Origin of the sequence: Paracandidimonas soli, assembly GCF_004342005.1 — a bacterium.
Taxonomy (GTDB): Bacteria; Pseudomonadota; Gammaproteobacteria; order Burkholderiales; family Burkholderiaceae_B; genus Paracandidimonas; species Paracandidimonas soli.
Genome location: NZ_SMBX01000001.1, coordinates 518,032 through 541,222, shown reverse-complemented (window position 1 = coordinate 541,222; position 23,191 = coordinate 518,032). Strand labels below are relative to the sequence as shown.

25 protein-coding genes are annotated in these 23,191 nt (G+C 64.0%); 16 read left to right on the top strand and 9 right to left on the bottom strand.

Going from position 1 to position 23,191, the window contains the following annotated elements; all coding sequences use genetic code 11:
• Positions 1-3: 3 nt before the first annotated feature.
• From lptC to hprK, 6 genes are all read left to right on the top strand, one after another.
• Positions 4-627 carry an LPS export ABC transporter periplasmic protein LptC gene (gene lptC, locus EV686_RS02515; protein ID WP_132473107.1) on the top strand — a complete coding sequence of 208 codons (624 nt, stop codon included), beginning with the start codon at positions 4-6 and terminating at the stop codon, positions 625-627.
• Positions 624-1,214 (top strand): lipopolysaccharide transport periplasmic protein LptA, encoded by a 591-nt coding sequence (gene lptA, locus EV686_RS02510; protein ID WP_132473105.1) that lies wholly within the window; start codon positions 624-626, stop codon positions 1,212-1,214. Before lptC ends, lptA begins: the two co-directional genes overlap by 4 nt.
• A 17-nt stretch (positions 1,215-1,231) precedes the next feature.
• Complete coding sequence (gene lptB, locus EV686_RS02505) at positions 1,232-2,026, top strand: LPS export ABC transporter ATP-binding protein (RefSeq protein WP_132473103.1); 795 nt, start codon at positions 1,232-1,234, stop codon at positions 2,024-2,026.
• A 159-nt stretch (positions 2,027-2,185) separates the two neighbouring features.
• Positions 2,186-2,515: a ribosome hibernation-promoting factor, HPF/YfiA family gene (hpf, locus tag EV686_RS02500; RefSeq protein ID WP_132473101.1), complete on the top strand. Its 330-nt coding sequence runs from the start codon at positions 2,186-2,188 to the stop codon at positions 2,513-2,515.
• 319 nt (positions 2,516-2,834) lie between these two features.
• A complete protein-coding gene (locus tag EV686_RS02495; RefSeq protein ID WP_132473099.1) occupies positions 2,835-3,293 on the top strand; it encodes a PTS sugar transporter subunit IIA in 459 nt (152 codons plus the stop codon).
• 30 nt (positions 3,294-3,323) lie between these two features.
• Positions 3,324-4,268, top strand: coding sequence for an HPr(Ser) kinase/phosphatase (gene hprK / locus EV686_RS02490; protein ID WP_132473097.1), 945 nt, complete (start codon positions 3,324-3,326; stop codon positions 4,266-4,268).
• Here the strand turns inward: hprK and EV686_RS02485 are convergent, their stop codons facing one another.
• The gene (locus EV686_RS02485; protein ID WP_132473095.1) at positions 4,269-4,694 is read right to left on the bottom strand and encodes an organic hydroperoxide resistance protein; all 426 of its coding nucleotides are present in this window, start codon (positions 4,692-4,694) and stop codon (positions 4,269-4,271) included. It abuts the gene before it with no gap.
• 115 nt (positions 4,695-4,809) lie between these two features.
• The gene (locus tag EV686_RS02480; RefSeq protein WP_132473093.1) at positions 4,810-5,454 is read right to left on the bottom strand and encodes an alpha/beta hydrolase; all 645 of its coding nucleotides are present in this window, start codon (positions 5,452-5,454) and stop codon (positions 4,810-4,812) included.
• An 88-nt stretch (positions 5,455-5,542) separates the two neighbouring features.
• On the opposite strand from EV686_RS02480, the gene EV686_RS02475 reads away from it, so the two are divergent.
• From EV686_RS02475 to galU, 4 genes are all read left to right on the top strand, one after another.
• The gene (locus tag EV686_RS02475) at positions 5,543-6,403 is read left to right on the top strand and encodes a biotin--[acetyl-CoA-carboxylase] ligase (protein ID WP_132473091.1); all 861 of its coding nucleotides are present in this window, start codon (positions 5,543-5,545) and stop codon (positions 6,401-6,403) included.
• Complete coding sequence (locus EV686_RS02470) at positions 6,400-7,257, top strand: type III pantothenate kinase (RefSeq protein WP_132473089.1); 858 nt, start codon at positions 6,400-6,402, stop codon at positions 7,255-7,257. Before EV686_RS02475 ends, EV686_RS02470 begins: the two co-directional genes overlap by 4 nt.
• Before the next feature lie 83 nt (positions 7,258-7,340).
• Positions 7,341-7,550 carry a hypothetical protein gene (locus tag EV686_RS02465; RefSeq protein ID WP_132473087.1) on the top strand — a complete coding sequence of 70 codons (210 nt, stop codon included), beginning with the start codon at positions 7,341-7,343 and terminating at the stop codon, positions 7,548-7,550.
• Positions 7,547-8,377, top strand: a complete 831-nt coding sequence (galU, locus tag EV686_RS02460; RefSeq protein WP_132473085.1) for a UTP--glucose-1-phosphate uridylyltransferase GalU — start codon at positions 7,547-7,549, stop codon at positions 8,375-8,377. Before EV686_RS02465 ends, galU begins: the two co-directional genes overlap by 4 nt.
• A gap of 36 nt (positions 8,378-8,413) precedes the next feature.
• Here galU and EV686_RS02455 read toward each other — a convergent pair whose 3' ends face one another.
• The 3 genes from EV686_RS02455 to waaC all read right to left on the bottom strand — a co-directional run bounded on the left by EV686_RS02455 (position 8,414) and on the right by waaC (position 11,354).
• A complete protein-coding gene (locus tag EV686_RS02455) occupies positions 8,414-8,977 on the bottom strand; it encodes a TetR/AcrR family transcriptional regulator (protein WP_132473083.1) in 564 nt (187 codons plus the stop codon).
• A gap of 95 nt (positions 8,978-9,072) precedes the next feature.
• Positions 9,073-10,386, bottom strand: coding sequence for a 3-deoxy-D-manno-octulosonic acid transferase (locus EV686_RS02450; protein ID WP_132473081.1), 1,314 nt, complete (start codon positions 10,384-10,386; stop codon positions 9,073-9,075).
• Positions 10,383-11,354 carry a lipopolysaccharide heptosyltransferase I gene (gene waaC / locus EV686_RS02445; protein ID WP_132473079.1) on the bottom strand — a complete coding sequence of 324 codons (972 nt, stop codon included), beginning with the start codon at positions 11,352-11,354 and terminating at the stop codon, positions 10,383-10,385. Before waaC ends, EV686_RS02450 begins: the two co-directional genes overlap by 4 nt.
• Before the next feature lie 135 nt (positions 11,355-11,489).
• On the opposite strand from waaC, the gene EV686_RS02440 reads away from it, so the two are divergent.
• A complete protein-coding gene (locus tag EV686_RS02440) occupies positions 11,490-13,124 on the top strand; it encodes a Na+/H+ antiporter (RefSeq protein ID WP_132473077.1) in 1,635 nt (544 codons plus the stop codon).
• Positions 13,125-13,145: 21 nt separating this feature from the next.
• Here EV686_RS02440 and trpB read toward each other — a convergent pair whose 3' ends face one another.
• Complete coding sequence (trpB, locus tag EV686_RS02435; protein ID WP_132473075.1) at positions 13,146-14,354, bottom strand: tryptophan synthase subunit beta; 1,209 nt, start codon at positions 14,352-14,354, stop codon at positions 13,146-13,148.
• 124 nt (positions 14,355-14,478) lie between these two features.
• On the opposite strand from trpB, the gene EV686_RS02430 reads away from it, so the two are divergent.
• Positions 14,479-16,275, top strand: a complete 1,797-nt coding sequence (locus tag EV686_RS02430; RefSeq protein WP_132473073.1) for a sensor histidine kinase — start codon at positions 14,479-14,481, stop codon at positions 16,273-16,275.
• Positions 16,265-16,897 (top strand): response regulator transcription factor, encoded by a 633-nt coding sequence (locus EV686_RS02425; protein WP_132473071.1) that lies wholly within the window; start codon positions 16,265-16,267, stop codon positions 16,895-16,897. The genes EV686_RS02430 and EV686_RS02425 overlap by 11 nt, the downstream gene beginning before the upstream one ends.
• A 43-nt stretch (positions 16,898-16,940) precedes the next feature.
• On the opposite strand, the gene EV686_RS02420 is transcribed toward EV686_RS02425, so the two are convergent.
• Together EV686_RS02420 and EV686_RS02415 are read right to left on the bottom strand one after the other, a co-directional pair.
• Positions 16,941-17,924: a D-2-hydroxyacid dehydrogenase gene (locus EV686_RS02420; protein WP_132473069.1), complete on the bottom strand. Its 984-nt coding sequence runs from the start codon at positions 17,922-17,924 to the stop codon at positions 16,941-16,943.
• 82 nt (positions 17,925-18,006) lie between these two features.
• Positions 18,007-18,999, bottom strand: a complete 993-nt coding sequence (locus tag EV686_RS02415; protein WP_165972469.1) for a Bug family tripartite tricarboxylate transporter substrate binding protein — start codon at positions 18,997-18,999, stop codon at positions 18,007-18,009.
• Between the two features lie 281 nt (positions 19,000-19,280).
• Here EV686_RS02415 and EV686_RS02410 point away from each other — a divergent pair, with 281 nt between their 5' ends.
• From EV686_RS02410 to EV686_RS02400, 3 genes are read left to right on the top strand one after another with little or no spacing between them, the layout of a single operon-like run.
• Positions 19,281-19,640 (top strand): RidA family protein, encoded by a 360-nt coding sequence (locus EV686_RS02410; RefSeq protein WP_132473065.1) that lies wholly within the window; start codon positions 19,281-19,283, stop codon positions 19,638-19,640.
• Between the two features lie 37 nt (positions 19,641-19,677).
• A complete protein-coding gene (locus tag EV686_RS02405; protein ID WP_132473063.1) occupies positions 19,678-20,931 on the top strand; it encodes an NAD(P)/FAD-dependent oxidoreductase in 1,254 nt (417 codons plus the stop codon).
• 9 nt (positions 20,932-20,940) lie between these two features.
• Positions 20,941-22,248: an amino acid deaminase gene (locus EV686_RS02400; RefSeq protein ID WP_132473061.1), complete on the top strand. Its 1,308-nt coding sequence runs from the start codon at positions 20,941-20,943 to the stop codon at positions 22,246-22,248.
• A gap of 20 nt (positions 22,249-22,268) precedes the next feature.
• Here EV686_RS02400 and EV686_RS02395 read toward each other — a convergent pair whose 3' ends face one another.
• Complete coding sequence (locus EV686_RS02395; protein ID WP_132473059.1) at positions 22,269-23,036, bottom strand: FadR/GntR family transcriptional regulator; 768 nt, start codon at positions 23,034-23,036, stop codon at positions 22,269-22,271.
• Positions 23,037-23,191: the final 155 nt, after the last annotated feature.

The window sequence follows — 23,191 nt, the reverse complement described above, 5'->3', positions numbered from 1 at the left end:
CCCATGCGAGATCGACTTCCCGGACTCATCGCCCTCGTCCTGCTGCTGTTGCTGGTGGCGGGCACCTGGTGGGCGGCCGACTACACTCATCGCTCGATCCTGCAGGATCCGCCACGCCGCGTCACGCATGAGCCCGACTCGTGGGCGCGCGAATTCGTCATGCTGCGCTCCGACCCCAACGGCCGCGCCATCAACCGCCTGGAAGGCGACTACATGGTGCACTATCCCGACGACGACTCCTACGAGATCACGCAGCCGCGCGCAGCCGGCCAGCAGGACGGTGCCCCGGTCACGACAGGCACCGCCGACATGGCTGTCATGGACCAGGACGGCGCCCGCATCGTCATGCGCGGCAACGCGCGCGTCAACCGCCAGGGCGACGAGGAGCGCATGCCGCTGGAGGTCACCAGCGAAACCCTGACGCTGCTGACCGACGAAGACGTCGTCCTGACCGACGAGCCCGCCGTCGTGCTGCACGGCAACTCGGTCATGAAAGGCAATGGAATGCGCTACGATAACAAGACCCGCCAGTTGCAAGTACACTCCGCCAGCGACGTCAAGATTTCCGGGCGCGACCGGCGCGCACCATCCAACAACAATTCCGCCGACGCGGACAAAGCCCAATGAAAAAACACGCCACCGTCTTTTCCCTGCTTGCCGCCTGCGCGGCCCTGCTTGCCGCGGCAGGCGGCCCCGCATCCGCACAGACGGCACAGCAAGAAGAACCCGACACCCTGATCCTGTCCGACAGCCTGAACTACGATGACTCCGCCAAGGTCAGCACCTTCACGGGCAATGTCATCATGACGCGCGGCGCCATGACGCTGCACTCCGACAAGCTCGTCGTGCGCGAAGATGCGCAGGGTTTCCAGTACGGCACGGCCACCGTCGGCGGCAACAAGCTGGTCCATGTCCGCCAGGAGGATCCGGAGCGATTCGAGGTCATCGAGGCCAAGGGACGCCGGGGTGAATACAACGGCAAGGACGAGACCATCGAAATGATCGGCCAGGCGACCGTCACGCGCTTCATCTGCGGCAAGCCGTTCGACACCATCAGCGGTGCGCGCGTCATCTACAAGCAGAAGAGCGATACCTACGAAGCCTACGGCGGCAAGGAATCCGCCGCGGCGGGAGGCAGGGTGCGTTCGGTCGCCCAGCCCAGGGCGAAGATCGACGCCGCCATCGAGCAATGCCGCAAGGCCTCTTCCCGCTGACCACAGAAACACAGACAATGCCCGACACAGCAATCAATCCGTCGCCAGAAACAGCATCGCCGACCGCCGACCATGGCATCCTGCAGGCCACCGGCCTGCGCAAGACCTATGGCAAGCGCACCGTCGTGCGCGATGTCTCGCTGTCCGTGGCGGGCGGCGAGGTCGTAGGCCTGCTCGGCCCCAACGGCGCCGGGAAAACCACCAGTTTCTACATGATCGTGGGCATCGTGCCTACCGATGCGGGCCGCATCGAGATCAACGGGACGCCCATCACCACCCTGCCCATGCACAAGCGCGCGCAGCTGGGGCTATCCTACCTGCCGCAGGACGCTTCCGTATTCCGCCGCCTGACCGTCGAGCAGAACATCCAGGCCGTGCTCGAACTGCAGCGCAACCCCGATGGCTCGCCCATGGGCCGCGCACGGATCGGCGAACTGCTGGAATCCCTGATCGACGAACTGCAGATCGGACACATCCGGCGCAACATGGCGGTCTCGCTGTCGGGCGGCGAGCGCCGCCGCGTCGAGATCGCCCGCGCCCTGGCCACGCAGCCGCGCTTCATCCTGCTGGACGAGCCGTTTGCCGGCATCGACCCCATCGCCGTCATCGAAATCCAGCGTATCGTGCAATTTTTGAAAAGCCGCGGCATCGGCGTGCTGATCACCGACCACAACGTGCGCGAGACCCTGGGCATCTGCGACCGCGCCTACATCATCAGCGAAGGCACCGTGCTGACCAACGGCAAACCCTCGGAAATCATCGACAACGAGGCCGTGCGCCAGGTGTACCTGGGCAAGAATTTCCGTATGTAAAGCGAAGTTTCCTTGATTTCCCCCACTTGATTTAGTTTGTATACGCTATACACTGAAGCTGTGTCTTATCGATGAAGGAGTCCCAACACACGACAGTCAACAATGCGCCTGTGCGCACAGCCGTATCCCAAACGATCAAGCACCAGGGAGTACACGTATATGAGTTTGAATATCAGTGGTCGCCACCTCGAAATAACGCCAGCCATCCGCGAATATGTCATGAACAAGATGGCTCGGGTTTCCCGGCACTTCGACAATGTCATAGACACTCAAGTCGTGCTATCGGTGGAAAAACTCGAACATACGGCAGAAGTCACCATGCGCCTGCGCGGCAAGGACATCCATTGCGAAGCAACCGATGAAAACCTCTACGCCGCCATCGATCTTCTGGCTGACAAGATCGACCGCCAGGTCATCAAGTACAAGACCAAAGCGCAGAGCCATGCGCACGAGCCAGCCAAACGGCAGCAGCTCGAAGCCAGCGACTGATTCCTGATCGGCAAAGGCCTCGTCCTTCCGGATGAGACCGGGTCTCCAGCCCTCCCGGCACGGAACCCCGCAGGAAACAGGCAGTCGTTTGCAGCGCGGCCACCCACTGGCAGCGCTGCATCGACAAAGCACCTCTCCCCCGCATGCCCCCCTTTCTCGCTACAACGGCGGCATTTATCGCCAGTCCCGGCATCCCCGGCGGATCCTCCGGCCGACAGACACCGCGGTGTGCCCTCCGAAGGCATGGCGCGCGGATGTTTTTAGCGCATTTCCAACAATGGTTCCATCCGTCGGCACAATGCCCATATAATCCCGATCTATGAACCTCATGTCGCGTATCCTGCCTCCAGAAAACATCGTTCTGGACCTGCCGGTAACCAGCAAGAAAAGAGCCTTCGAACAAGCCGCTCTTCTCTTTGAAAATCATCACGGTGTGGCCCGCACAACCGTTTTCCAGAGCCTGATGGCCCGCGAGCGCCTGGGCTCTACCGCCCTGGGACACTCCGTCGCCGTGCCGCACGGCCGTATCAAGGACCTGAAAGAGCCCTGCGCCGCGTTCCTGCGCCTTGCCGAGCCAGTGCATTTCGATGTCAGCGACGGCCGTACGGCAAGCCTGCTGTTCTTCCTGCTGGTGCCCGAAACCGCCACCCAGCTGCACCTCGACCTGCTGTCGGAAATCGCCCGCCTGATGTCCGATGCAACCGTGCGCCAGGCCCTTGCCACCGAACAGGATCCGCAGCAGCTGCACCAGTTGCTGACCTCCAGCCTTTCCAGCTAGGGCGAAAGCCCCGGGACGACGATGCCGACCATGTTGACCGTACAGCATCTTGTCGAAGACAACAGCGAGAAGATACCTTTGTCCTGGGTTGCCGGCGAATCCTCGGCGCATCGCCCCATCCCGGACAACGGCCTGTCGGCCTCCGACCTGGTCGGCCACCTGAATCTCATCCACCCGTCCCGGGTGCAGGTGCTCGGGCCGGAAGAAGTCAGCTTCTACACGAATTTCGATACGAGCCGGCGCCAGCATCTCCTGGAGGACCTGCTGGCCGGCGGCGTGCCCGCCATCGTGCTTGCCGGGGACGCCCCCGCCCCCAGCGATCTGTGCCAGTTCTGCGACGCCAACGGCGTGCCCCTGCTGGCGTCCTCCATCGATGCGGCCCAGGCCATCGATATCCTGCGCATTTACCTGGGCAAGAGGCTGGCGCCCAAGACCACCCTGCATGGCGTCTTCATGGACGTCCTGGGACTGGGCGTGCTGCTGACCGGCGAATCGGGACTGGGCAAGAGCGAACTGGCCCTGGAGCTGGTCTCGCGCGGGCATGGCCTGGTAGCCGACGATGCCGTGGAACTGTCGCGCACATCCCCGCACGTCATCGAAGGACAATGCCCCGCGCTGCTGCAGAACCTGCTGGAAGTCCGGGGGATAGGCCTGCTGGACATCCGCACCATCTTCGGCGAAACCTCGGTACGCAGGAAGATGAACCTTAAGCTGGTCGTGCACCTGATACGCAAGACCAGCGACACTGTATTCGAGCGCCTGCCCATGCAGGAACAGACCCAGGAGATCCTGGGCGTTCCCATCCGGCAGGTCACCCTGCAGGTGGCCGCCGGGCGCAACCTCGCCGTCCTGGTCGAGGCCGCCGTGCGCAATACCATCCTGTCGCTGCGCGGCATCGATACCATGGGCGACTTCATCGAGCGCCAGGCGCTTGCCATCATGGAAAGCAGCAAGCAGGCGCGCGGCGACTCCTGATCAGGCCAGCTTCAGCGTTACATCCACATTACCCCGCGTCGCATTGGAGTACGGGCAGACCACGTGCGCCTTTTCCAGCAGATCCTGGCCAACGGCGCGGTCGATGCCGGGCAGCGATACAGTCAGCGCCACCTCGATGCCGAAGCCATTGGGAATCGGGCCGATGCCGACCTCCGCCTGCACTGAGGACGCATCGGGCAATGCCACTTTCTCGCGGCCGGCCACCAGCTTCAGCGCGCCCAGGAAGCAGGCGGAATAGCCCGCGGCGAACAACTGCTCGGGATTGGTGCCGTCGCCGCCCTTGCCGCCCAGTTCCGCAGGGGTGGACAGTTTGACTTCCAGGGCGCCGTCGCTGCTGCGGCTGGCGCCGTCACGGCCTCCGGTGGAAGTGGCGGTGGCGCGGTAGAGGACTTTTTCGACTGACATGGCACTCTCCTTTGAGTAAAAAAATATCGAACTATTAAATAGTACACTATATAAATACTAATACCGGCCGGCGAGATAGGCAAGCCCTCCGGGCCTGCCCTAATGAAACACTGTACTACAGCAGCGCCAGGCGCTGCAGGACGAATTGCTTGACGATGGTCAGCTTGCGATGGAAAAAATGGCCCGCCTCCGGCACCACTACCATGGGCAGACCTTTTTCGCGGGCGAACACCATGGCTTCCTCCAACGGCACCACATCGTCGTCCTCTCCGTGCAGCAGCAGCGTATCGGCGGGCACATGGACATCGCGGAAACGGAAGCGCGCCACGGCGGAACCGGCCAGCACCAGGGCGCCGGGCACGGGCCGGCCTTCCTGGGCAAGCGTGGAATACACTTGCGCGGCAACGGAGGTGCCGAACGAAAACCCGCCCATCAGCCACTTGCCGGCGACGAGTTCCGGGTATTGCTCGCGGAACTGGCGAATCAACTCAAGCATATCCGCCGTTTCGCCCACGGCATTGTCGAACTCGCCAGCGGAACCTCCCACCCCGCGAAAATTGGGCCTCACCGCCGCCATGCCGCTTTGCACGCAGGAGCGCGCAATCGTGGTGACGACCTTGTTGTCGCGCGCGCCCCCTTGCAGCGGATGGGGATGCAACACCAGCGCCCACCCCCGGGGCTCGCCATCGGGCCAATCGATCGCGCAGGAAATATCCCCCGCCAGTCCCTGGAAAACCATCTGCTCCGTACGAACAGCCATTGATCAGAATCCTCTCGGCATACAGACAACGAAACCCGTAATATAACGGTCGGCGCACCATTGTGCGAATGCAACGACGCTTCATGACATGACATATTCTCTTCCCGCATTGCCCCCGCCGGATGCCATGGCCCGTGAACTGCGGCAGCTGCTGCCGCAGTTCCGCCGGGTGGACTGGCTGGAAAAAACGGCCTCCACCAACGCCGACCTGATGGAAAACGCCCGGACGGGCTCCCCCGGGCTGGCCCGGCCCTGGCTGCTCGGCGTGCACCTGCAGGAACGGGGCCGAGGCCGAGCCGGCAGGACATGGCAAAACCGCCCCGGCGCAAACCTGATGTTTTCCTGCGCCTTCGACGTTTTCCTGCCGGCGCGCAGGCTGCCCGCCCTGTCGCCCCTGGCGGGTATCGCCGCCTGCGAGGCGCTGCGCGGGTTCCTGTCGCCGGAGCACCGCCACCGCCTCACCATGAAATGGCCCAACGATCTCCAGTGGGATTTCGCCAAGCTGGCCGGCATCCTGGTCGAGGCGACACGCTCGGGCACCGCCACCCTGGCGCCCGACCATCACGTCGTCATCATCGGCATCGGGCTCAACCTGGACGACGCGCGCGCCCTCAGTCAGGCCCTGGACCGGAAGGTGGCGGACTGGTCCGAAATCGCCGCCGAGGATCCGGCCGCGCGCACCGCCGGCATGGCGCAATTGGTTGCCGCCATGGTCGGCAACCTGGAACGCAGCCTGAACCACGTCACGGCCCACGGTTTCGACGGCCTGCCCGCGCGCCACGCCCTGGTGGACGCGCTTTCCGGCAAGGGAGTCGACATCATCGACAATGGCAAGATCATCCGTTCCGGCATTGCCGCCGGCATCGACGGCGACGGCCAGTTGCTGGTGCGCACGGGCATGCAGGAAGCCTCGGTATCCGTCGGCGAAATCTCGGTGCGCGCGCAATGATCCTGCTGATAGACGCCGGCAATACCCGCATCAAATTCGGCTGGCTGCAAGCGCCGGGCCCGCTTGCGGATGCCGCCGAGCGGCGCGAGCGGGAACCCCTGGCCCTGGCGCATGCGGATCTGGAGGCGCAACTGCCGCAATGGCTGGCCCGGCTTCCCGCTCCGCCCCGGAAGGCCATTGGCGTCAATGTGGCGGGCAACGGCATGGCCGCCAGGATACAGGCCCTGCTGGAGCCCTGGACATGCCGCATCGACTGGGTTCGGGGCACGCCCGCGGCGGCCGGCGTCATCAACGGCTACCGGGACCCATCCCAGCTGGGCGCCGATCGCTGGCTGGCCTTGATCGGCCTGGCAGCGCACGCCCGCCATTTGGCCGAAAGCCCCCTGCTGCTCGCCAGTTTCGGCACGGCGACGACGATCGACTCCCTCGGCCCCGTCCAGACCTGCTCCGACAGCCGGGCCGAGGCAGGCGCTCGCCGCTTCCATGGGGGGCTCATCCTGCCGGGCGTGCGGCTGATGCATGCCTCGCTGGCCAGCGGCACAGCCAACCTGCCCATGGCGCAAGGTACCGTCGCCCATCACCCCGACCACACGGAACAGGCCATTGCCAGCGGCATCGCCGCCGCGCAGGCCGGCGCACTGTTGCGGCAATGGCACATCGTCAGGGAAACCTGCGCCGCGCCTCCGCAAATATTTGTTTCCGGCGGAGCATGGTTCGAAATACGGGAAGAGGTCGACCGGCTGTTCTCCCAGGCCTGCGCGGACCAAGGCCATACCGCCTCCGCCATCCGCTGGCTGCCCTCGCTGGTGCTGGACGGCCTGGCGCGACTGGCGCAAGGTTCGGACGCATCCTGACCGTCCCCCTTACAGCCAGTCAGGACACGACCCGCCGTTTCGTCTTACACTTGCATTCACTACAGCCACCGTATGATACCGACGTGCGTTTTCTGTTTCTGCTGATTGTCGCCCTGAACCTGGCCCTGTTCGCATTCGGACAAGGGCTGTTCGGCCAGTCGCCGTCCGATGAAGGACGCAGCGGACGCCCTGTGTTCGAGCGCAACGCCCAGGCCCTGAAGCTGGGCGAACCTGCTCACGAAGCGTCCGCGGCAGCCGCCCCCTCTTCCGATTCCTCACGCCAACCAACATGAAACCTATCCGCAAAGCCGTTTTCCCCGTTGCCGGGCTGGGCACGCGTTTCCTTCCGGCCACCAAAGCCATGCCCAAGGAGATGCTGCCCATCGTCGACAAGCCGCTGATCCAGTACGCCGTGGAGGAAGCCATCGCGGCCGGCATCACAGACCTGATCTTCGTCACCGGCCGCAACAAGCGCGCCATCGAGGACCACTTCGACCGAGTGCCCGAGCTCGAAGCCGACCTGGAAGCCAAGAACAAGCTGGCGCTGCTGGAAACGGTACGCAACGTGATCCCTTCCTACGTCAACTGTATCTATACGCGCCAACCGGCCCCTCTGGGGCTGGGGCATGCCGTGCTCTGCGCCGAGCCCATCGTGAACAACGAGCCGTTCGCCGTCATACTGGCCGACGACCTGCTCGACGCCCCCACCTCGGTGACGCGCCAGTTGATCGATGCCGCGCACCAGCACAACGGCAGCGTGCTTGCCATCCAGGACGTGCCTCGCGAGCGCACCAACCAGTACGGCATCATTTCTGGCTCGACGGTCGGCGGCAATACGCTGCGGGTGGAAGGCATCGTCGAAAAACCGGCCCCCGAAAACGCCCCTTCGACCCTGGCCGTGGTCGGACGCTATATCCTGGAACCGGAAATCTTCGAGCACCTGCGCCAGACACAGGCAGGCGTGGGCGGAGAAATCCAGCTGACGGACGGCATTGCCAGCCTGCTGCAGGCCCAGTCCGTCTTCGGCCACCAGTACGAAGGCACCCGCTACGACTGCGGCTCCAAGGCGGGCTTTTTCCAGGCAACCGTGGAAATCGGCCGCAAGTACCACGGCCTGTAGCCGCAGGTGATGCCAGGGGCCGCCGGCAGGCGGCCCTTAGGCCTGCTTGGCCAGCGCTCCTCCCAGGAACAGTTGCTCCACCAGCCCGACCATGGCGTCGGGTTCGATGTCGCCGCGCTGCTCCGACTCCATCATGCTGAACAGCAGGAAATCGTAGGAACGCGCCAGCCACAGCGACGGCACGTCGGCGCGGAACACGCCTTCCTCCTGCCCCCGCTGGAAAAAGGCGTGCACGCGGCGGATGTAATGCTGGCATTCTTCCGTTTCGTGCGGATCCTGTCCGCGGTCCATATGCGTGAGCCAGTGATTCATCAGCAGGAAGGAGAAGAACTGCCGTATGTCCAGCAGGGCCGTCGTCAGTTTGTGCAGCGCCTGCAGCGGCGGCTGGTCTTCCAGGCCGGCATTGTCGAAGGCGTCCGCCAGCGCGCCCGACGCGTGGGCGACGATGCGCTCCACCACTTCTTCGCGCGTGCGCGCCATGCGGTACAGCGTCGCCTTGCTGATGCCCGCATGGGTCGCCAATTGCTGCAATGTCGATCGCGGATAGCGGGTCAGCGCCAACGCCAGCGCGCTCAGCAACTGAATGTCATCCTTGCTCATGTGCTTCCTCGTCTACCGTATGCCATGCGGCGCCATCGCCTCGGCAACGGGATCCTTCTCCTAGTGTAGCGGCACCCGTGGAACTTTGATTTGACCTAGATCGCCATGATCTGCGATGCCACGCGCTGCGCGGCGCCCGCATGCGCCTGCACCCATTCCCGTCCGCGCTGCGACATGGAGGCGCGCAGCGCTTCGTCCTCCAGCCATTGCATGGCGAGGACCAGCGCCTGCTCGGGATTCTCGGCGCGTTGCGCGGCGCCGATGCCAATGGCGTCCTCGGCCGCCTGGGCAAAATTCCAGGTATGCGGTCCCACGATGACCGGCGCGCCCGCGGCACAGGCCTCGATCAGGTTCTGCCCGCCCAGCGGCGCAAAGCTGCCCGCCACGATGGAGACCGCCGATGCCGAGTAATGGCGTGCCATGTCGCCTATCGTATCGCCCAGCACCACCAGCACATCGCGACAGGAGGACGCCGGATCTTCCTGCGCGGAAATATCGGACCAGCGCAGGAACGGCAAGCCCGAATCCTCAAGCATGCCCTCCACTTCGGCAAACCGCTGCGGATGGCGGGGAATCAGCATGAACAGCACGCGCCCGAGCAGATCGCCGCCCTTCTGCAGCACGGCATCGGTACGCTGCTGCCGGATGGCCTGCACGAACAGCGCATCTTCCCCTTCGCGCGTACTGGCGATGGAGATGATCGGCATAGGCAGCCGACCAGCGAATTCACGACCGGCCCGGATCTGTTCTTCCGGCAATGTCATGTCGAACTTGAAATTCCCGTAGACGCGCACGTGCTTCACACCGGCGCGGCGCAGGCGCTCGGCATCCGTTTCGGTCTGCGCATAGGCCATGCGTATCCCGTCGTAGGCGCCGCGCATGATGCCGCCCGCCTTCGCCGTGCGCCGCGCGGAATTCTCCGACATGCGGGCGCTGGCCAGCACCATGGGAATCGCCAGCATCTGCGCCGAAGCCATCAGGTTGGGCCAGACTTCGCGTTCCATCAGCACGCCGACCTTGGGCCGGTAGTGGCCAAGGAATCGGCGCATGCTTCCGGGAAAATCGTAGGGCAGCCATTCCTGGACCAGGCGGCCGTCCGCAATGGCTTCAGCGAACAATCGTCCTCCTTCCTCGCGCCCCGTTGCAGTCATGTGCGTCAGCAAGATCCGGCGGCCTCCCGCCAGCAGCTCCCTGACCAAAGGCTGGGCCGCGCGCGTTTCCCCAAGGCTGACTGCATGCACCCAGATATCGGCCTGTCCGTGCTCAACGGCCTTGCCGGGATAGAAACCGAACCGGCGCCCGGAAAACACGCCCCACTGCCCGCCCGCCTTGCGCGCCCGCAGCCACATCCAGGACAAGAGTACGGGCGACAGGCAGCGCAGCAGCAGTGTGTAGATCGTACGGTTCACGCCAGTTCCCTGCCCTGCGCTCCCGAGGCCAGCGCCTGCTCCAGCGCGCTGAGCACGGTCTCGGCCGAGGGTGCATTGCCCCGCTCTCCCAGGCTTGCCGTGTAGGCGGCGCTCACCAGCGGGGTGCGCACAGGCGTGGACGCCTTGTAGATGCCGATGGTCGGCCGACCCAGGCCCGCCGACAAATGCGTCAGGCCGCTGTCCAGCCCGACCATGACACGCGCGCCGGCCATGATACGGGCCACATCCGTCAGCCCCATGCGGGGCAGGACCTCGGCCGTCTCGCGGTCGGCAACCAAAGCCCTGGCGCGCTGCGTTTCCTGCTCGTTGCCCGACAACAGCTTCAGTTGCAGCCCATGCTCCTGCAGGCGATTGAACACCGCATGCCAGTCGCTTTCCGGCCAGAGCTTGTCGTCGCGGCTGGCGGACGGCATGATCATGGCGTATTGGCCGATCTCGATGCCGTCGGTCAGGCCCTGCAGTCCGTAATCCGGCTCGCCTTCGTACTGGTAGCCAAAAACAGACGCCGCCAGTTGGCGTTGCCGCGTTACCGCCGGCTGCCAGAACTCGACCTTGTGCCTGACGTCGTAGAACAGCGATGCCAGCGGCTCCCGCGCCGAACGCCAGTTCAGGCCATGCCGCGTGCCCTTGGCCTGGCGCACGATCCAGACCGATTTCATCAGCGCCTGCATGTCGAGGATGACATCGTATTGCCGGGAGGCCAGGGTCTCGCGCAAGGCGCGGCGCTCCGGAAGCGAGGCACGCCAGGACTTGCGCCAGCGCCGGTGCGCCACGCGGATGACTTCGTGCACGGCGGGGTGCCACGCGGGAATCTCCGCGAAATTTTCTTCGACCACCCAATCGATCTCTGCCTGCGGCACATGCCGGGCGATATCCGAAATGGCAGGCAACATATGTACCAGGTCGCCCAGCGACGAGGTACGAACGATCAGGATCTTTTTGCTCATCCGGCAATTATAGCTAGCCCCAATGATGGAAAGGCGGCTTGCCCTGATCAGGGAAATCCTGCAAACTTTCCCCATCATGCCCGCGAGGCCACCCCGTTTCGCGCTCCCTCATTTTCCAGCCATACAGCCCGAATCTTGGAAACGATCAGCGTCATTCTCATCATGCTCCTGGCGGTCGTCGTCAGCGGCTGGCTGACCCGCGCCATTCCCATCCCGATCCCGCTGCCTCTCATCCAGATCGCCTTGGGCGCGCTGATTTCCAGCGCCACCTCGCACAGCATGGCGCTGGACCCGCACATTTTCTTCCTGCTGTTCCTGCCTCCGCTGCTGTTCCTGGACGGCTGGCGCATCCCCAAGCGCGTTCTGAAACAGGACAGGGTCATGATCGTGCAGCTGGCGCTGGGCCTGGTCGTCGTCACCGTCGTGGGCATGGGCTTTTTCCTGCACTGGCTCATTCCCGCCATGCCCTTGCCTGTGGCATTCGCGCTGGCCGCCATCGTATCCCCGACCGATCCCGTTGCGGTATCCGCCATCTCTGCGCGCGTGCCCATCCCCAAACGCATCATGCACATCCTGGAAGGAGAATCGCTGCTGAACGACGCATCCGGCCTGGTGTGCTTCCGCTTTGCGGTCGCGGCCGCCATGACCGGCGTCTTTTCCTTGTCCTCCGCATCGCTGACCTTCCTGTGGGTGGCCACCGGCGGCCTGCTGATCGGCGCCGCATTCACCTATGCCGTCGCCTTCGCCCAGACCTGGCTGGGGCGCCACTTCGGCGAAGAGCCGGGCGCGCAGATCCTGATCAGCGTGCTCATCCCTTTCGGCGCCTACCTCATCGCGGAACACCTGGGCGCTTCCGGCATTCTTGCCGCCGTCGGCGCTGGCATCGCCATGAGCCGGGTCGAGCTGACGGGCCGCGCACTGGCCGTCACGCGCATCCAGCGCAAATCCGTATGGGACATGATCCAGTTCTCCCTGAATGGCATCATGTTCGTGCTGCTGGGCGAACAATTGCCGGGCATTCTCCGGGGCGCGGTGCAGATTGTGCAAGAGACCGGGCACCACAACCCCTGGTGGCTGGTCGTCTACGCCCTGGCCATCCATGCGGGGCTGACGCTGATCCGTTTCGGCTGGGTATGGCTGTGCATGCAGGTCAACGGCTTCATCGCCCGCAAGCGCGGCGGGCAGGCCGACCGCATCGACCTGCGGCTGACGCTGGCGGTGTCCCTGGCCGGCGTCAGGGGCGCCATCACCATGGCCGGCGTACTGACCCTGCCGCTGCTGCTGCCCAGCGGCGCGGCCTTCCCCGCGCGCGACCTGGCCATCTTCCTCGCCTCCATCGTCATCATCCTGTCGCTCGTCATCGCCAGCGCCTGCCTGCCCCGGCTGCTGGCAGGCCTGGAGCTTCCGCCGGCGTCCGCGCGCCAGGCCGAGGAAGAGGAGGCGCGCAAGGAAGCCGCCATGTCCGCCCTGCAGGCCATCGAAAAGGCGCGCCACCTGCTGGAACCCGCGCAGGAAAATCCGCAAATGTATGCGGAGGCGGCAACGCGCGCCATGGACGTCTACCGGCAGCGCATCGACAACGGCAGCCTGGCCGACGAAGAGGCGGAGAACCTGCGGGCCAGCGCTGAACTGGAGCGATACTTCCGCGTGGTGGGCCTGCGCGCGGAACGCGACACCATTTTCCGCCTGGCCCGCACCGACCAGTTGTCGGACGAAGCCTCGCGCACCTTGGTGCACGAAATCGACCTCATGGAAGCCAGGCTGCGCTAGTCCTCCCCGGCCTGATGAGCCTCAAAGCCCCAGCTTCTGCGCGACATAGTCGGCATCCTTATCGCCACGGCCCGACAGATTCACCAGGATATGCTGGTCTGCGCGCAATGAAGGCGCGGTACGCATGGCCCACGCCACTGCATGCGCGCTTTCCAGCGCGGGAATGATGCCCTCCACGCGCGACAGCGTCATGAACGCATCCAGAGTCTCCGCATCAGAGGCTACATCGTAGACGACGCGCCCTATCTCCTTGAGATAGCTATGCTGCGGGCCAACGCCGGGGTAATCCAGCCCGGAAGCAATGGAATGGACCGCCGCGGGATTCCCTTGCCCGTCTTCCAGCACATAGCAGGCCATGCCATGCAATTGCCCGGGCCGTCCCTTGGTCAGCGTTGCGGAATGCCTTCCGGGACGATCCAGTCCTTCGCCTGCCGGTTCGACACCCACCAGGCTGACATCGGCATCCGGCAGAAATGCCGTGAACATGCCGATGGCATTGGAGCCTCCGCCCACGCAGGCGCTGACGTAATCCGGCAGGCGGCCGTGGCGCGCCAGGAACTGTTCGCGCGCCTCGCGCCCGACGATGGACTGGAAATCGCGCACCATCTTGGGGAACGGGTGCGGGCCGACCACGGACCCGATGGCATACAAAGTACCCTCGGGATCCTTCAGGTACTCTTCGAATGCGCTGTCCACGGCTTCCTTCAACGTGGCCGCCCCTCGGGTCACGGCCACCAGCTTGCAGCCCAGGATTTTCATCTTGATGACGTTGGGATGCTCTTTTTCGATATCCACCTGCCCCATGTGGATTTCGCAGGGAATGCCGACCAGCGCGCACGCAGTCGCCAGGGCCACCCCATGCTGCCCCGCCCCGGTTTCGGCGATGACGCGCCGCTTGCCCATGAATTTCGCCAGCAAGGCTTCGCCCAGGCAGTGATTGATCTTGTGCGCCCCGGTATGGTTCAGGTCTTCGCGCTTCAGGTGGATCTGCGCTCCGCCCAGTTGATCGGACAACCTGCGCGCATGGAACACCGGACTGGGACGCCCCACGTAATCGGCAAACAGGCCGGCCAGCTCCTGCTGGAAATCCGCGCGCCGGCGGATTTCGTCATAGGCCGCGTTGATGTCATCCATTACCTGCTTCAGGTGCGGCGGCACGAACTGCCCTCCATAACTGCCGAAGAACCCATGCTCATCGGGCATGGCGGCAAATTCCGTTGACTGACTCATCGTTTGATCTCCGATATGCGTGCGGCTATGAAGGAATGACGGGATTTTACCGTCTATTGATGCTAATCAAGCTTGCGAAATGGCAGGCAATATATTTCCGCCCATGCTTGGATATCATGCATCTATGCGCATACTCCAGACGTGGATTCCCGTCCTGCTGATCTCTGTTTGCCTGGCGGCCAGCCGCCCGGCCGGCGCATCCGTGCCTGCGCCCGCAGCCGGCGCCGAAGCGCCGATACGCATCGGCGTCCTGGCCTACCGCAATGCCGAATTCATCCAGGCGACCTGGCAACCCATGCTGGCGCACCTGAACCATACGCTGTCGCCTCGCGTCTTCGAGTTGCTGCAGGCGGATCATGCAACGCTGCAACAAGCTGTCCGTGAAGGGACGATCGACTTCGTCCTGACGAATCCCGGCCACTACGTCGAGCTGGAAACCAGTCTTGGCGCCAGCCGCATCGCCACGCTGCATCATGAACGCAGCCCGACAGCCGACTATGCACTGGGCGCCGCCGTCATCGCTCGCAGCAACCGCACGGACCTGCAGCAGTTGTCCGACCTGCGCCGCAAGCGGCTGGCCGCGACCACGCCGGAAGGATTCGGCGGCTACCAGATCGTATGGCGCGAACTGAAAGAGCTGGGCATCGATCCGGAAAAACACCTGGAAGGCCTGGTGTACACCGGGCTGCCGATGGAAAACGTGCTGCAGGCCATACGCGACGGCAAGGCCGACGCCGGCATCGTGCGCGCCTGCGTGCTGGAATCCATCCCCGATTGGCAGGCGCATTTCCGCGTGCTGTCTCCGCGAACGGACGGCAATCTGGCCTGCGCCGTTTCCACCCGGCTTTATCCCGACTGGCCCATCGCCTCCCTGCGCCATACCGATCCGGCCCTCTCGCGCGCCGTCATCGTCGCCTTGCTGCAGATGCTGCCGGACCGGGAAGGGATTTCCTGGTCCGTTCCTGCGGACTACCAGTCCGTGCACGAACTTTTCCGCGACCTGCAGATCGGCCCCTATGCCTATCTGCGCGAGCCCTCGCTGCGCGCCCTGGCTCGGGAATACTGGCCTTTCCTGGCCATCGCCCTGCTGTTGCTGCTTTGCGGCATCTTCTACACCGTGCGCGTCGAGCACCTGGTGCACAAGCGCACCGCCGCACTCCAGGCCGCCCTGAAAGAAGGCAATGCCATGCGCGAACGCATGCGCGCGCACCAGGAACAGACGCACCATCTGTCGCGTCTGTCCATCCTGGGAGAGCTGTCCGCCACGCTCGCGCATGAGCTGAACCAGCCACTGGCGGGTATCGCGAATTATGGACAAAGCCTGCTGCGCAGGATGGAGCGGGGCGCCCTGACGGATGCCGCCGTGCAGCAGGCCTCGACGGAAATCGTCGCCCAGGCGGGGACGGCCGCCGGCATCCTGCAGCGTATCCGGAGCTTTGCCCGCAAGCGCCCCCCGCAACGGGAAATGCACAAGGCGCATGCCGTGGTCGGGGATACGCTCGCCCTGTTTCGCAGCATGCTTTCCTCTCCGCCGGACATCGTGCTGGACAATCGGCTGCCTGACTCGGCCTGCATCCATGCCGATGCGCTGCAGATACAGCAGATCCTGCTGAACCTCCTGAAGAACGGCCTGGACGCCATGCAGCAGTTGCCCGAGCAGGACAGGCGCATGCATGTCGGCCTGTCCCTGGAAAACGGCCTGATCCTGATCGCCATCCGCGACTATGGACACGGGCTGGACGGCATCGCCCCGAAACAACTGTTCGAACCTTTCCGCACTACCAAAGAAGACGGCCTGGGCCTCGGCCTGTCGATCTGCGAAGGCATTGCGGAAGTCCATGAGGGGCGGCTCGACGCAAGCATGGCTTCCGACGGCCCCGGCATGATTTTCACACTGGCGCTACCCGCTCATGAATGCTGAACCCTGCACCACCATCTACCTGATCGATGACGACGACGCCTTCCGGCGTTCGCTGATCTTCCTGCTGGAGTCGGTCGGCTGGCCCGTACGCGACTACGACAGCGCACAGGCTTTCCTCGATGCCCATGCCTCGGCGCCCGACGATCTCGGCTGCCTGCTGCTGGACATCCGCATGCCCATGATCAGCGGCATGCATTTGCAGCAGCGGCTCAATGCTCAAGGCTGGCATATTCCCATCGTATTCATCACGGGGCATGGCGACGTCGAACTGGCGGTGCAGGCAATGAAAGCAGGCGCCAGCGATTTCCTGGAAAAGCCCTTCCGCGATCAGGCCCTGCTGGATGCCGTCGCGCTGGCGGTCCAGCGCGGCGTACAGCAACGGCGCGATACGGAGCGGCGCAGGCATGCCATCGCCATGCTGGAGGGCCTGTCGCCGCGCGAAGCGGAAGTCGCCCGGCTGCTGGCGCGCGGCCGCGCCAACAAGAACGTCGCGCAAACGCTCGGCATCAGCGAAAAGACCGTGCATATCCACCGCCAGCGCGTCATGGAAAAAACCGCCTGCGCGAACGCAACGGAACTGGCCCGGCTGCTGTTGCTGGCCGAGCCCGAACTGCTGGACTGACAAGGACCTGGCGGCAGCCATTGCCCCAGGCCGCCATCAGGCCTCAGACAACCTGGTTGATGAGATCTCCCCGCCCTTGATACAGCCTGTCCAGGTTCTCCATGAACAGGTCCAGCAGGACATCCTCGAATCGCGCCGTCTCTCCTCCCACATGCGGCGTGATCAGGACATTGTCCATCTCCCAAAGCGGGCTGTCCGGCGGCAATGGCTCGTCCCATACGCAATCCAGCGCCGCCCCGGCAAGACATCCCTTGCTCAAGGCCTCCAGCAGCGCCGGCTCGTGCACCACCCTTCCGCGCGCAACATTCACCAGGACGGCCGTGCTGCGCATGGCGCCCAGCACACGCGCATCGATCAGGTTTTCGGTCTCCGGGTTCAACGGACAAGTCAGGACAATGAAGTCGGCCCTGGAGGCCATATCCGCCACCTTGTCCTGCGTCACCGCCTCATCGGCAAGTTGGGTGCCCTGTGTCAGGTCGCGCTTCACGGCAATCACCGACATGTCGAACGCCTTTGCCAGCGCGGCCACGCGCTGGCCGATACGTCCGAAGCCGACGATCATCACCGTCTTCCCGGACAGCTCGTTTTCGCGCAGAGCAAGGTCGGAGATGGGATCCCGCCACAGGCGGGCACGCTGGTTATCCCGCGAGAGATGAATCTTGCGGTTCATTGCCAGCATGAGCGCCAGCGCGTGCTCGGCCACGGAGTTCGCATTGGTGCCCTGGGCGCTGGTCAGGGCTATGCCGCGCGCCTTGAACGCCGCCTTGTCGTATTGATCCATGCCGGCGCTTATCGATTGCAGGAACATCAGGCGCCCGGCCTGGGCCAGATACTCCTGGCGCCAGAGCATGCCGGAAACGAGCAGTACATCCGCCTTGCTCACGCACGCCTGCAGCTCGTCGTGGGTACGCGCCTCGACGGCATGCAGGCCTGTGTCGCGCAGCGAAAAGCGTTCCAGCAAGCGATAGGATGGGTGGGCGAAACAGATATTGAGCTCGCTGCGCGGCGGCAGTTTCAAAGCAGTCATTCAGTACCTCCGGACAAAGGGTATGAAAAATGCACGCCCCTTCCCGTGCATGGCAAGCGGGCGTGCATTCAATGAGCCATTTTCACTTCAGCGTGATGCCTAGCTCCTTCACCATGGCAGTCATTTTCTTGATGTCGTTCTGGACGAACTCCTCGGCCTCGGCCGAGCCTCCGGGCATGATGGTGGCGCCCAGCTTCTGCACCTGCGCAATGAAGGCGGGATCCTTCTTCATTTCGAGGACCACCTGGTTGAACACCGCCACCACGTCATCCGGCGTCTTGGTCGGGACAAGGGCGCCGAACCAGCCCACGATGTCGAAATCAGGGAATCCGCTCTCTTCCATGGTGGGGATATCCGGATACATGGGCGAACGCTTCTGGGAAGTGACGGCCAGAGGCTTGAGCGTCTTGGCCTCGAGATGGGGTCCCATCAGCGCGATATTGTCGAAGGCGACGGGAACCCTGCCGGAAATCACATCGGCCACCTGGGCGGAGCTGCCCTTGTATGGAACGAGTTCCATCTCGACCCCCGATTTCTGGCGGAACAATGCGCCGGCAATGTGGGGGCTCGAGCCGATGCTGGTCACGGCAACCGTGGCCTTATCGGGATTCTGCTTCAGATAGGAGACCAGTTCCTTCACGTTGGATACCGGCATGGAAGGCGTCGTCAGCAGCAGGTACGGCGTGGCGGCCACCATTCCGATCGCCTTGAAATCCTTTGCGGTATCGAACGTCAGGTTGGGAATGAGCGATGCATTGACGGAATGCCCGCTTCCCGTGAACAGCACGGTCTGGCCGTCGGCCGGCGCGCGCGCCACTGCGGCCGCGGCAAGCGTGGTGCCAGCTCCCGGCCTGGTCTCGACGACCACATCGACATTCAGGCGCTTGGTCAATTCCTGGGCCAGCAATCGCGCCATCGCATCCGTCGTGCCTCCGGGCGCCTGGCCATGGATCAGGTGGATCGGACTCTTCAGGCTGTGGTTCTGGGTGGACTTGGACTGCGCGTGCACAGCCTGCAAGGGTAGCGCCGCAAGTGACAGCGACGCGACGGCAAACAACGTTTTTATGGTCTTCATGGATGTCTCCTCCTGGAAAGAACGCGATACGAAGTGTTTACACACCCGCATGATTTCAACTTTATTTTTTATGATGTCATCCTATCATAGGATCTCAAAACCTCTAAATAATTTGTATAAATCTGGGGTTTTCCCTTAAAAATACAGATAAAACTATGAGTTCATGTTGTCGTATGACATGATGTTATGGAGATGTGCGCATCTCTTCAATCAAGGATGCAGCGCATCCGCCGAAGCGGGCCGTTCCGCCATTTGCCACCCCTATCGAGGAGATCATTCCCATGCCCAACGAGCCTCTCATCCGCCAGCAGACCTCCGTCCGTCTCAGCCGCACCATCCGTCACGGCGACATGCTGTACCTGAGCGGCATCACAGCCGCAGACGGCGGCTCCGACATCCAGGGCCAGACCCGCAAGGTCCTGGAAAAACTGGATGAATTCCTCCGCCTGAACGGCACCGACAAAACCCGGCTGGTATCGGCCCAGATCTGGTTGCGGGATATCGACCGCGACTTCAAGGGCATGAACGAAGTGTGGGACCAATGGACGCCGAAGGACGCAGCCCCCACGCGCGCGGCGGGCGAGTGCAGGCTGGCCGATCCCGCTGTACTGGTGGAGATCATCGCGACCGCCGCACTCTGATCTCGCCGCCAAGATCCGTTCGCACAGGGCCCATGCCATGGATACGTCTTTCGACACACAGACGCTGATCATCGGCGCCGGCATCATCGGCCTGACGATCGCCGTCGATCAGCACCTGCGAGGGCAGACAGTGGTCCTGCTGGACCCCGACGGTCCCTCGAGCCGCGCCTCCTACGGCAATGCCGGCTACCTCAGTCCCGCCAGCATATTCCCGCCCGCATCCTATGTCAGCGCCACAGGGCTGCTGCGCATGCTGGTGCAGCCGTCCGGCCCTCTGGTCATCCGGCCCGGCCACCTGCCCAGCCTGCTGCCCTGGCTATTGCGTATGCTTCGGGCCAACCAGCCGCACCAGCGGCAAGCCGGCGCGAAAGCCGTGGCGGCCCTGCACCGCAATGTCGTCGCCGACTATGCGCCTCTGCTGCGTGCGGCAGAGGCGGAGGAATTTATCGACGCTCAAGGCGCATTGGCCATCTGCGCTTCGCCAGCCATGCTGGAGACATACCGTAAAAAAGCCGGGGAGCAGCAGGCCCACGGCTTCGCCTGCGAGACCGTCTCCCCCGACCGGGCCAGGGAGCTCGAGCCTGTATTGGGCGACACGTTTGCAGGCGGCATCTATTTTGCCGATGCCGCGCGCTGCGTCGACCCGGGAGAGCTGGGCGTCCGCCTTGCCGCTTGCGTCACCAAAGGAGGGGGGCAACTGGTGCGCCATGCCGCCACCCGCCTGCGGCCGGCTCCAGAAGGCGGGTGGCTGGTGGACAGCACGGAGCGGACCTGGCGGGCCAGGCGCGTCATCGTGGCGGCCGGGCGCTGGTCCGACCGCCTGCTGACGCCGCTCGGCTATCGAGTCCCCCTGGCTTCCGAGCGGGGATACCATCTTATGCTGCCGACGCCGGGCGTATCGCTGAATCGCCCCATCATCTTCGCCGATGGATTCTTTACCGCCACCACCATGCGGCGCGGCATGCGGCTGGCCGGTACGGCGGAATTCGCCGACGCCGATGCGCCCATGGATGCGAAGCGCGCCTGGATCCTCTATGAACAGGCCCGCCAGCATCTGCCGGAGCTCGATGCCTCCGGTGCGGTCCCATGGATGGGCGTGCGCCCCGCACTGCCCGACGCCAGGCCGGCGCTGGGCCAGGCGCGCGGACATGAAGGACTGTACTATTGCTTCGGCAATCACTACCAGGGCATGACGCAAGCCGCCACATGCGCGCGCCTGATGGGCAAGCTGCTGGCGGGGGAAACGCCCGACATTGATCTTGCGCCATTCGACCTGAACCGTTTCCAGTGAGACCTATCGATGACTGACTTCGCACCGACGCAACCCGTTGCCATGCTGGATGCACTGACGAAAGGGATGCCCGGCAGCCTGGCGCCCCTTTCTCCCGCAGAGATCGGCTCCCTGGGCTGGAACCTGTTGCGGGAAGACCTGAACCTCCCGGCCGCCGTGCTGCGGCAGAGCGCGCTGGAGCACAACTCCCGCTGGATGCAGGCCTTCATCGCATTGCACAATGGCCGGTTCTCCCCGCACGGCAAGACCACGATGAGCCCGGAGCTTTTCGCGCGCCAACTGAACGACGGCGCATGGGCCATCACCCTTGCCAATGTCCATCAGGTACAGGTCGCGCGCCATTTCGGCATCCGGCGCATCTTCCTTGCCAACCAGTTGGTCGGGCGCCAGGCCATCGAGTACATCCTGGGCACGCTGCGCGATGATCCGGATTTCGATTTCTATTGCGTGGCGGACTCCGTCGAGCACGTCCGGATGCTGGCGGATGCCGCTTCGCGCATCGATGCGGGCCGCCCGCTCCAGGTCCTGGTGGAGATCGGCATCCCCGGCGCGCGCTCCGGCTGCCGCGATACCGAATCCGCCCTTGCCGTCGCCCGAGCCATACATGAGCACTCCCCTCTGCTGAGCCTGCGCGGCGTGGAGGGGTTCGAAGGCATTCTTTCCCATTCCGACCCCGGCGAACTCGCGCAGCGGGTAAAGGCCTTCCTGTCCAGCATGAGGGAAGTGGCGGAGCAATGCGACGCCGAAGATCTCTACGGAGACGGAACGGTGCTGCTGAGCGCCGGGGGATCGGCTTTCTACGACATCGTTCTCGAAGAGCTGGGCCGCGCCAGGCTTGCCCGGGACAATGCGGTACTCACCCGCAGCGGCTGCTACCTCGCCCACGACGTCAAGAAATACGATGCGGCCCATCATCATCTCGCCGCCCGGATCGGCCAGCGCACACCCGGGCAGGAAGGCCCCAGGGCGGCACTTGAAGTATGGGCTTACGTTCACTCCAGGCCGGAGCCCGGCCGGGTCATCATCGGGATGGGCAAGCGGGATATTTCATACGACGACCTGCCTGTCGCCCAGCAATGGCATCGGCCTGCCGGGCCTGGATCGCCGGGCCCGGCAAAGCTGTCTGGCGATCACCAGGTCGTGCGCCTGGACGACCAGCATGCCTACCTGAACGTCCCCGAAGACTCGCCGCTGAAAGTCGGGGACATGGTGCAATTCGGCATCTCGCATCCCTGCCTGACATTCGACAAATGGCGGGCCATCTGCCTGGTGGACGACGAATACAACGTCACCGGAGCCGTTACGACCTATTTCTGAACGGAGCGGCGCCAGGGGCCTTACGGAAGCATCGGGTCGTCATCATGAGACCCCGCGAGATTATGCGCATTGCGCAGGCGCTCGCGGCTGTTTCCCAGATGCAGGTGCATGGCGGCGCGCGCCATGCGCGAATCCTTGCGCAGGATGGCGCTATAGATGGTTTCGTGTTCGCCGCAGATCTTGCGCAGATATTCCGCCGAGGTATCGCGAATCAGCTTGCCGCTGCCGACCCGCGCGCGCGGCATCACCATATTGCCAAGGTGATCCAGCACATCGCTGAAATAATGGTTGGCCGACGCCATGGCGATCTGCTTGTGGAACTGGACATCCAGCTCCACGGTATCGCCGCCTTGTTCGATGCTTGCCCAGAACTGGTCCAGCGTCTGGCGCATGGCCTCGAGATCCTGCTCGGAGCGGCGCATCGCCGCAAGCCCGGCCGCCTCCGTTTCCAGGCTGGCGCGCATTTCCAGCACGGCCATGAGTTCGCGTATCATCACCAGCGCATCCGGATCCACCTTGAAGCCGATGCTCTCGCGGTTTCCCACGATGAAAGTCCCCACGCCGTGGCGAGTCTGCGCGATGCCGGCGGCCTGCAGCCGGGAGATCGCCTCCCTGACGACGGTGCGGCTGACGCCATAATGCCGCATGATCTCGACCTCGGTCGGCAGCTTGCTGCCGGGCTGGTAGACGCCGCTGCGGATTTTTTCTCCGATATCGAGCACGACTTCATGCGCCAGCGAACGCGACCGCCGCGGCTGTTCAAATAGGTTCGAGGGAGATGCTTTCATTTTTGCAGGAATGGGATCGATGCTCGGCGGTCCATCAGGAAAGTCAGGCCATGCCGCTGGACTCGAATATGGCCACCCGCTCAGTTATTTATTTTGTGCGGCTCGTCGTCAGTCGATTATACGTTAGGGCGAAGCCCCCAAGCCCGCCCAGCCGC

Bases quoted from the DNA above. Each gene is read 5' to 3' on its own strand.
- EV686_RS02475 (WP_132473091.1), top strand. From the start codon at position 5,543: ATGACATATTCTCTTCCCGCATTGCCCCCGCCGGATGCCATGGCCCGT.
- EV686_RS02420 (WP_132473069.1), bottom strand. From the start codon at position 17,924: ATGACTGCTTTGAAACTGCCGCCGCGCAGCGAGCTCAATATCTGTTTC.
- EV686_RS02395 (WP_132473059.1), bottom strand. From the start codon at position 23,036: ATGAAAGCATCTCCCTCGAACCTATTTGAACAGCCGCGGCGGTCGCGT.
- EV686_RS02430 (WP_132473073.1), top strand. From the start codon at position 14,479: ATGCGCATACTCCAGACGTGGATTCCCGTCCTGCTGATCTCTGTTTGC.
- EV686_RS02455 (WP_132473083.1), bottom strand. From the start codon at position 8,977: ATGAGCAAGGATGACATTCAGTTGCTGAGCGCGCTGGCGTTGGCGCTG.
- EV686_RS02480 (WP_132473093.1), bottom strand. From the start codon at position 5,454: ATGGCTGTTCGTACGGAGCAGATGGTTTTCCAGGGACTGGCGGGGGAT.
- EV686_RS02400 (WP_132473061.1), top strand. From the start codon at position 20,941: ATGACTGACTTCGCACCGACGCAACCCGTTGCCATGCTGGATGCACTG.
- galU (WP_132473085.1), top strand. From the start codon at position 7,547: ATGAAACCTATCCGCAAAGCCGTTTTCCCCGTTGCCGGGCTGGGCACG.
- lptB (WP_132473103.1), top strand. From the start codon at position 1,232: ATGCCCGACACAGCAATCAATCCGTCGCCAGAAACAGCATCGCCGACC.
- EV686_RS02425 (WP_132473071.1), top strand. From the start codon at position 16,265: ATGAATGCTGAACCCTGCACCACCATCTACCTGATCGATGACGACGAC.
- lptA (WP_132473105.1), top strand. From the start codon at position 624: ATGAAAAAACACGCCACCGTCTTTTCCCTGCTTGCCGCCTGCGCGGCC.
- EV686_RS02415 (WP_165972469.1), bottom strand. From the start codon at position 18,999: ATGAAGACCATAAAAACGTTGTTTGCCGTCGCGTCGCTGTCACTTGCG.
- lptC (WP_132473107.1), top strand. From the start codon at position 4: ATGCGAGATCGACTTCCCGGACTCATCGCCCTCGTCCTGCTGCTGTTG.
- hpf (WP_132473101.1), top strand. From the start codon at position 2,186: ATGAGTTTGAATATCAGTGGTCGCCACCTCGAAATAACGCCAGCCATC.
- EV686_RS02485 (WP_132473095.1), bottom strand. From the start codon at position 4,694: ATGTCAGTCGAAAAAGTCCTCTACCGCGCCACCGCCACTTCCACCGGA.
- EV686_RS02495 (WP_132473099.1), top strand. From the start codon at position 2,835: ATGAACCTCATGTCGCGTATCCTGCCTCCAGAAAACATCGTTCTGGAC.
- EV686_RS02405 (WP_132473063.1), top strand. From the start codon at position 19,678: ATGGATACGTCTTTCGACACACAGACGCTGATCATCGGCGCCGGCATC.
- EV686_RS02410 (WP_132473065.1), top strand. From the start codon at position 19,281: ATGCCCAACGAGCCTCTCATCCGCCAGCAGACCTCCGTCCGTCTCAGC.
- hprK (WP_132473097.1), top strand. From the start codon at position 3,324: ATGTTGACCGTACAGCATCTTGTCGAAGACAACAGCGAGAAGATACCT.
- trpB (WP_132473075.1), bottom strand. From the start codon at position 14,354: ATGAGTCAGTCAACGGAATTTGCCGCCATGCCCGATGAGCATGGGTTC.
- EV686_RS02470 (WP_132473089.1), top strand. From the start codon at position 6,400: ATGATCCTGCTGATAGACGCCGGCAATACCCGCATCAAATTCGGCTGG.
- waaC (WP_132473079.1), bottom strand. From the start codon at position 11,354: ATGAGCAAAAAGATCCTGATCGTTCGTACCTCGTCGCTGGGCGACCTG.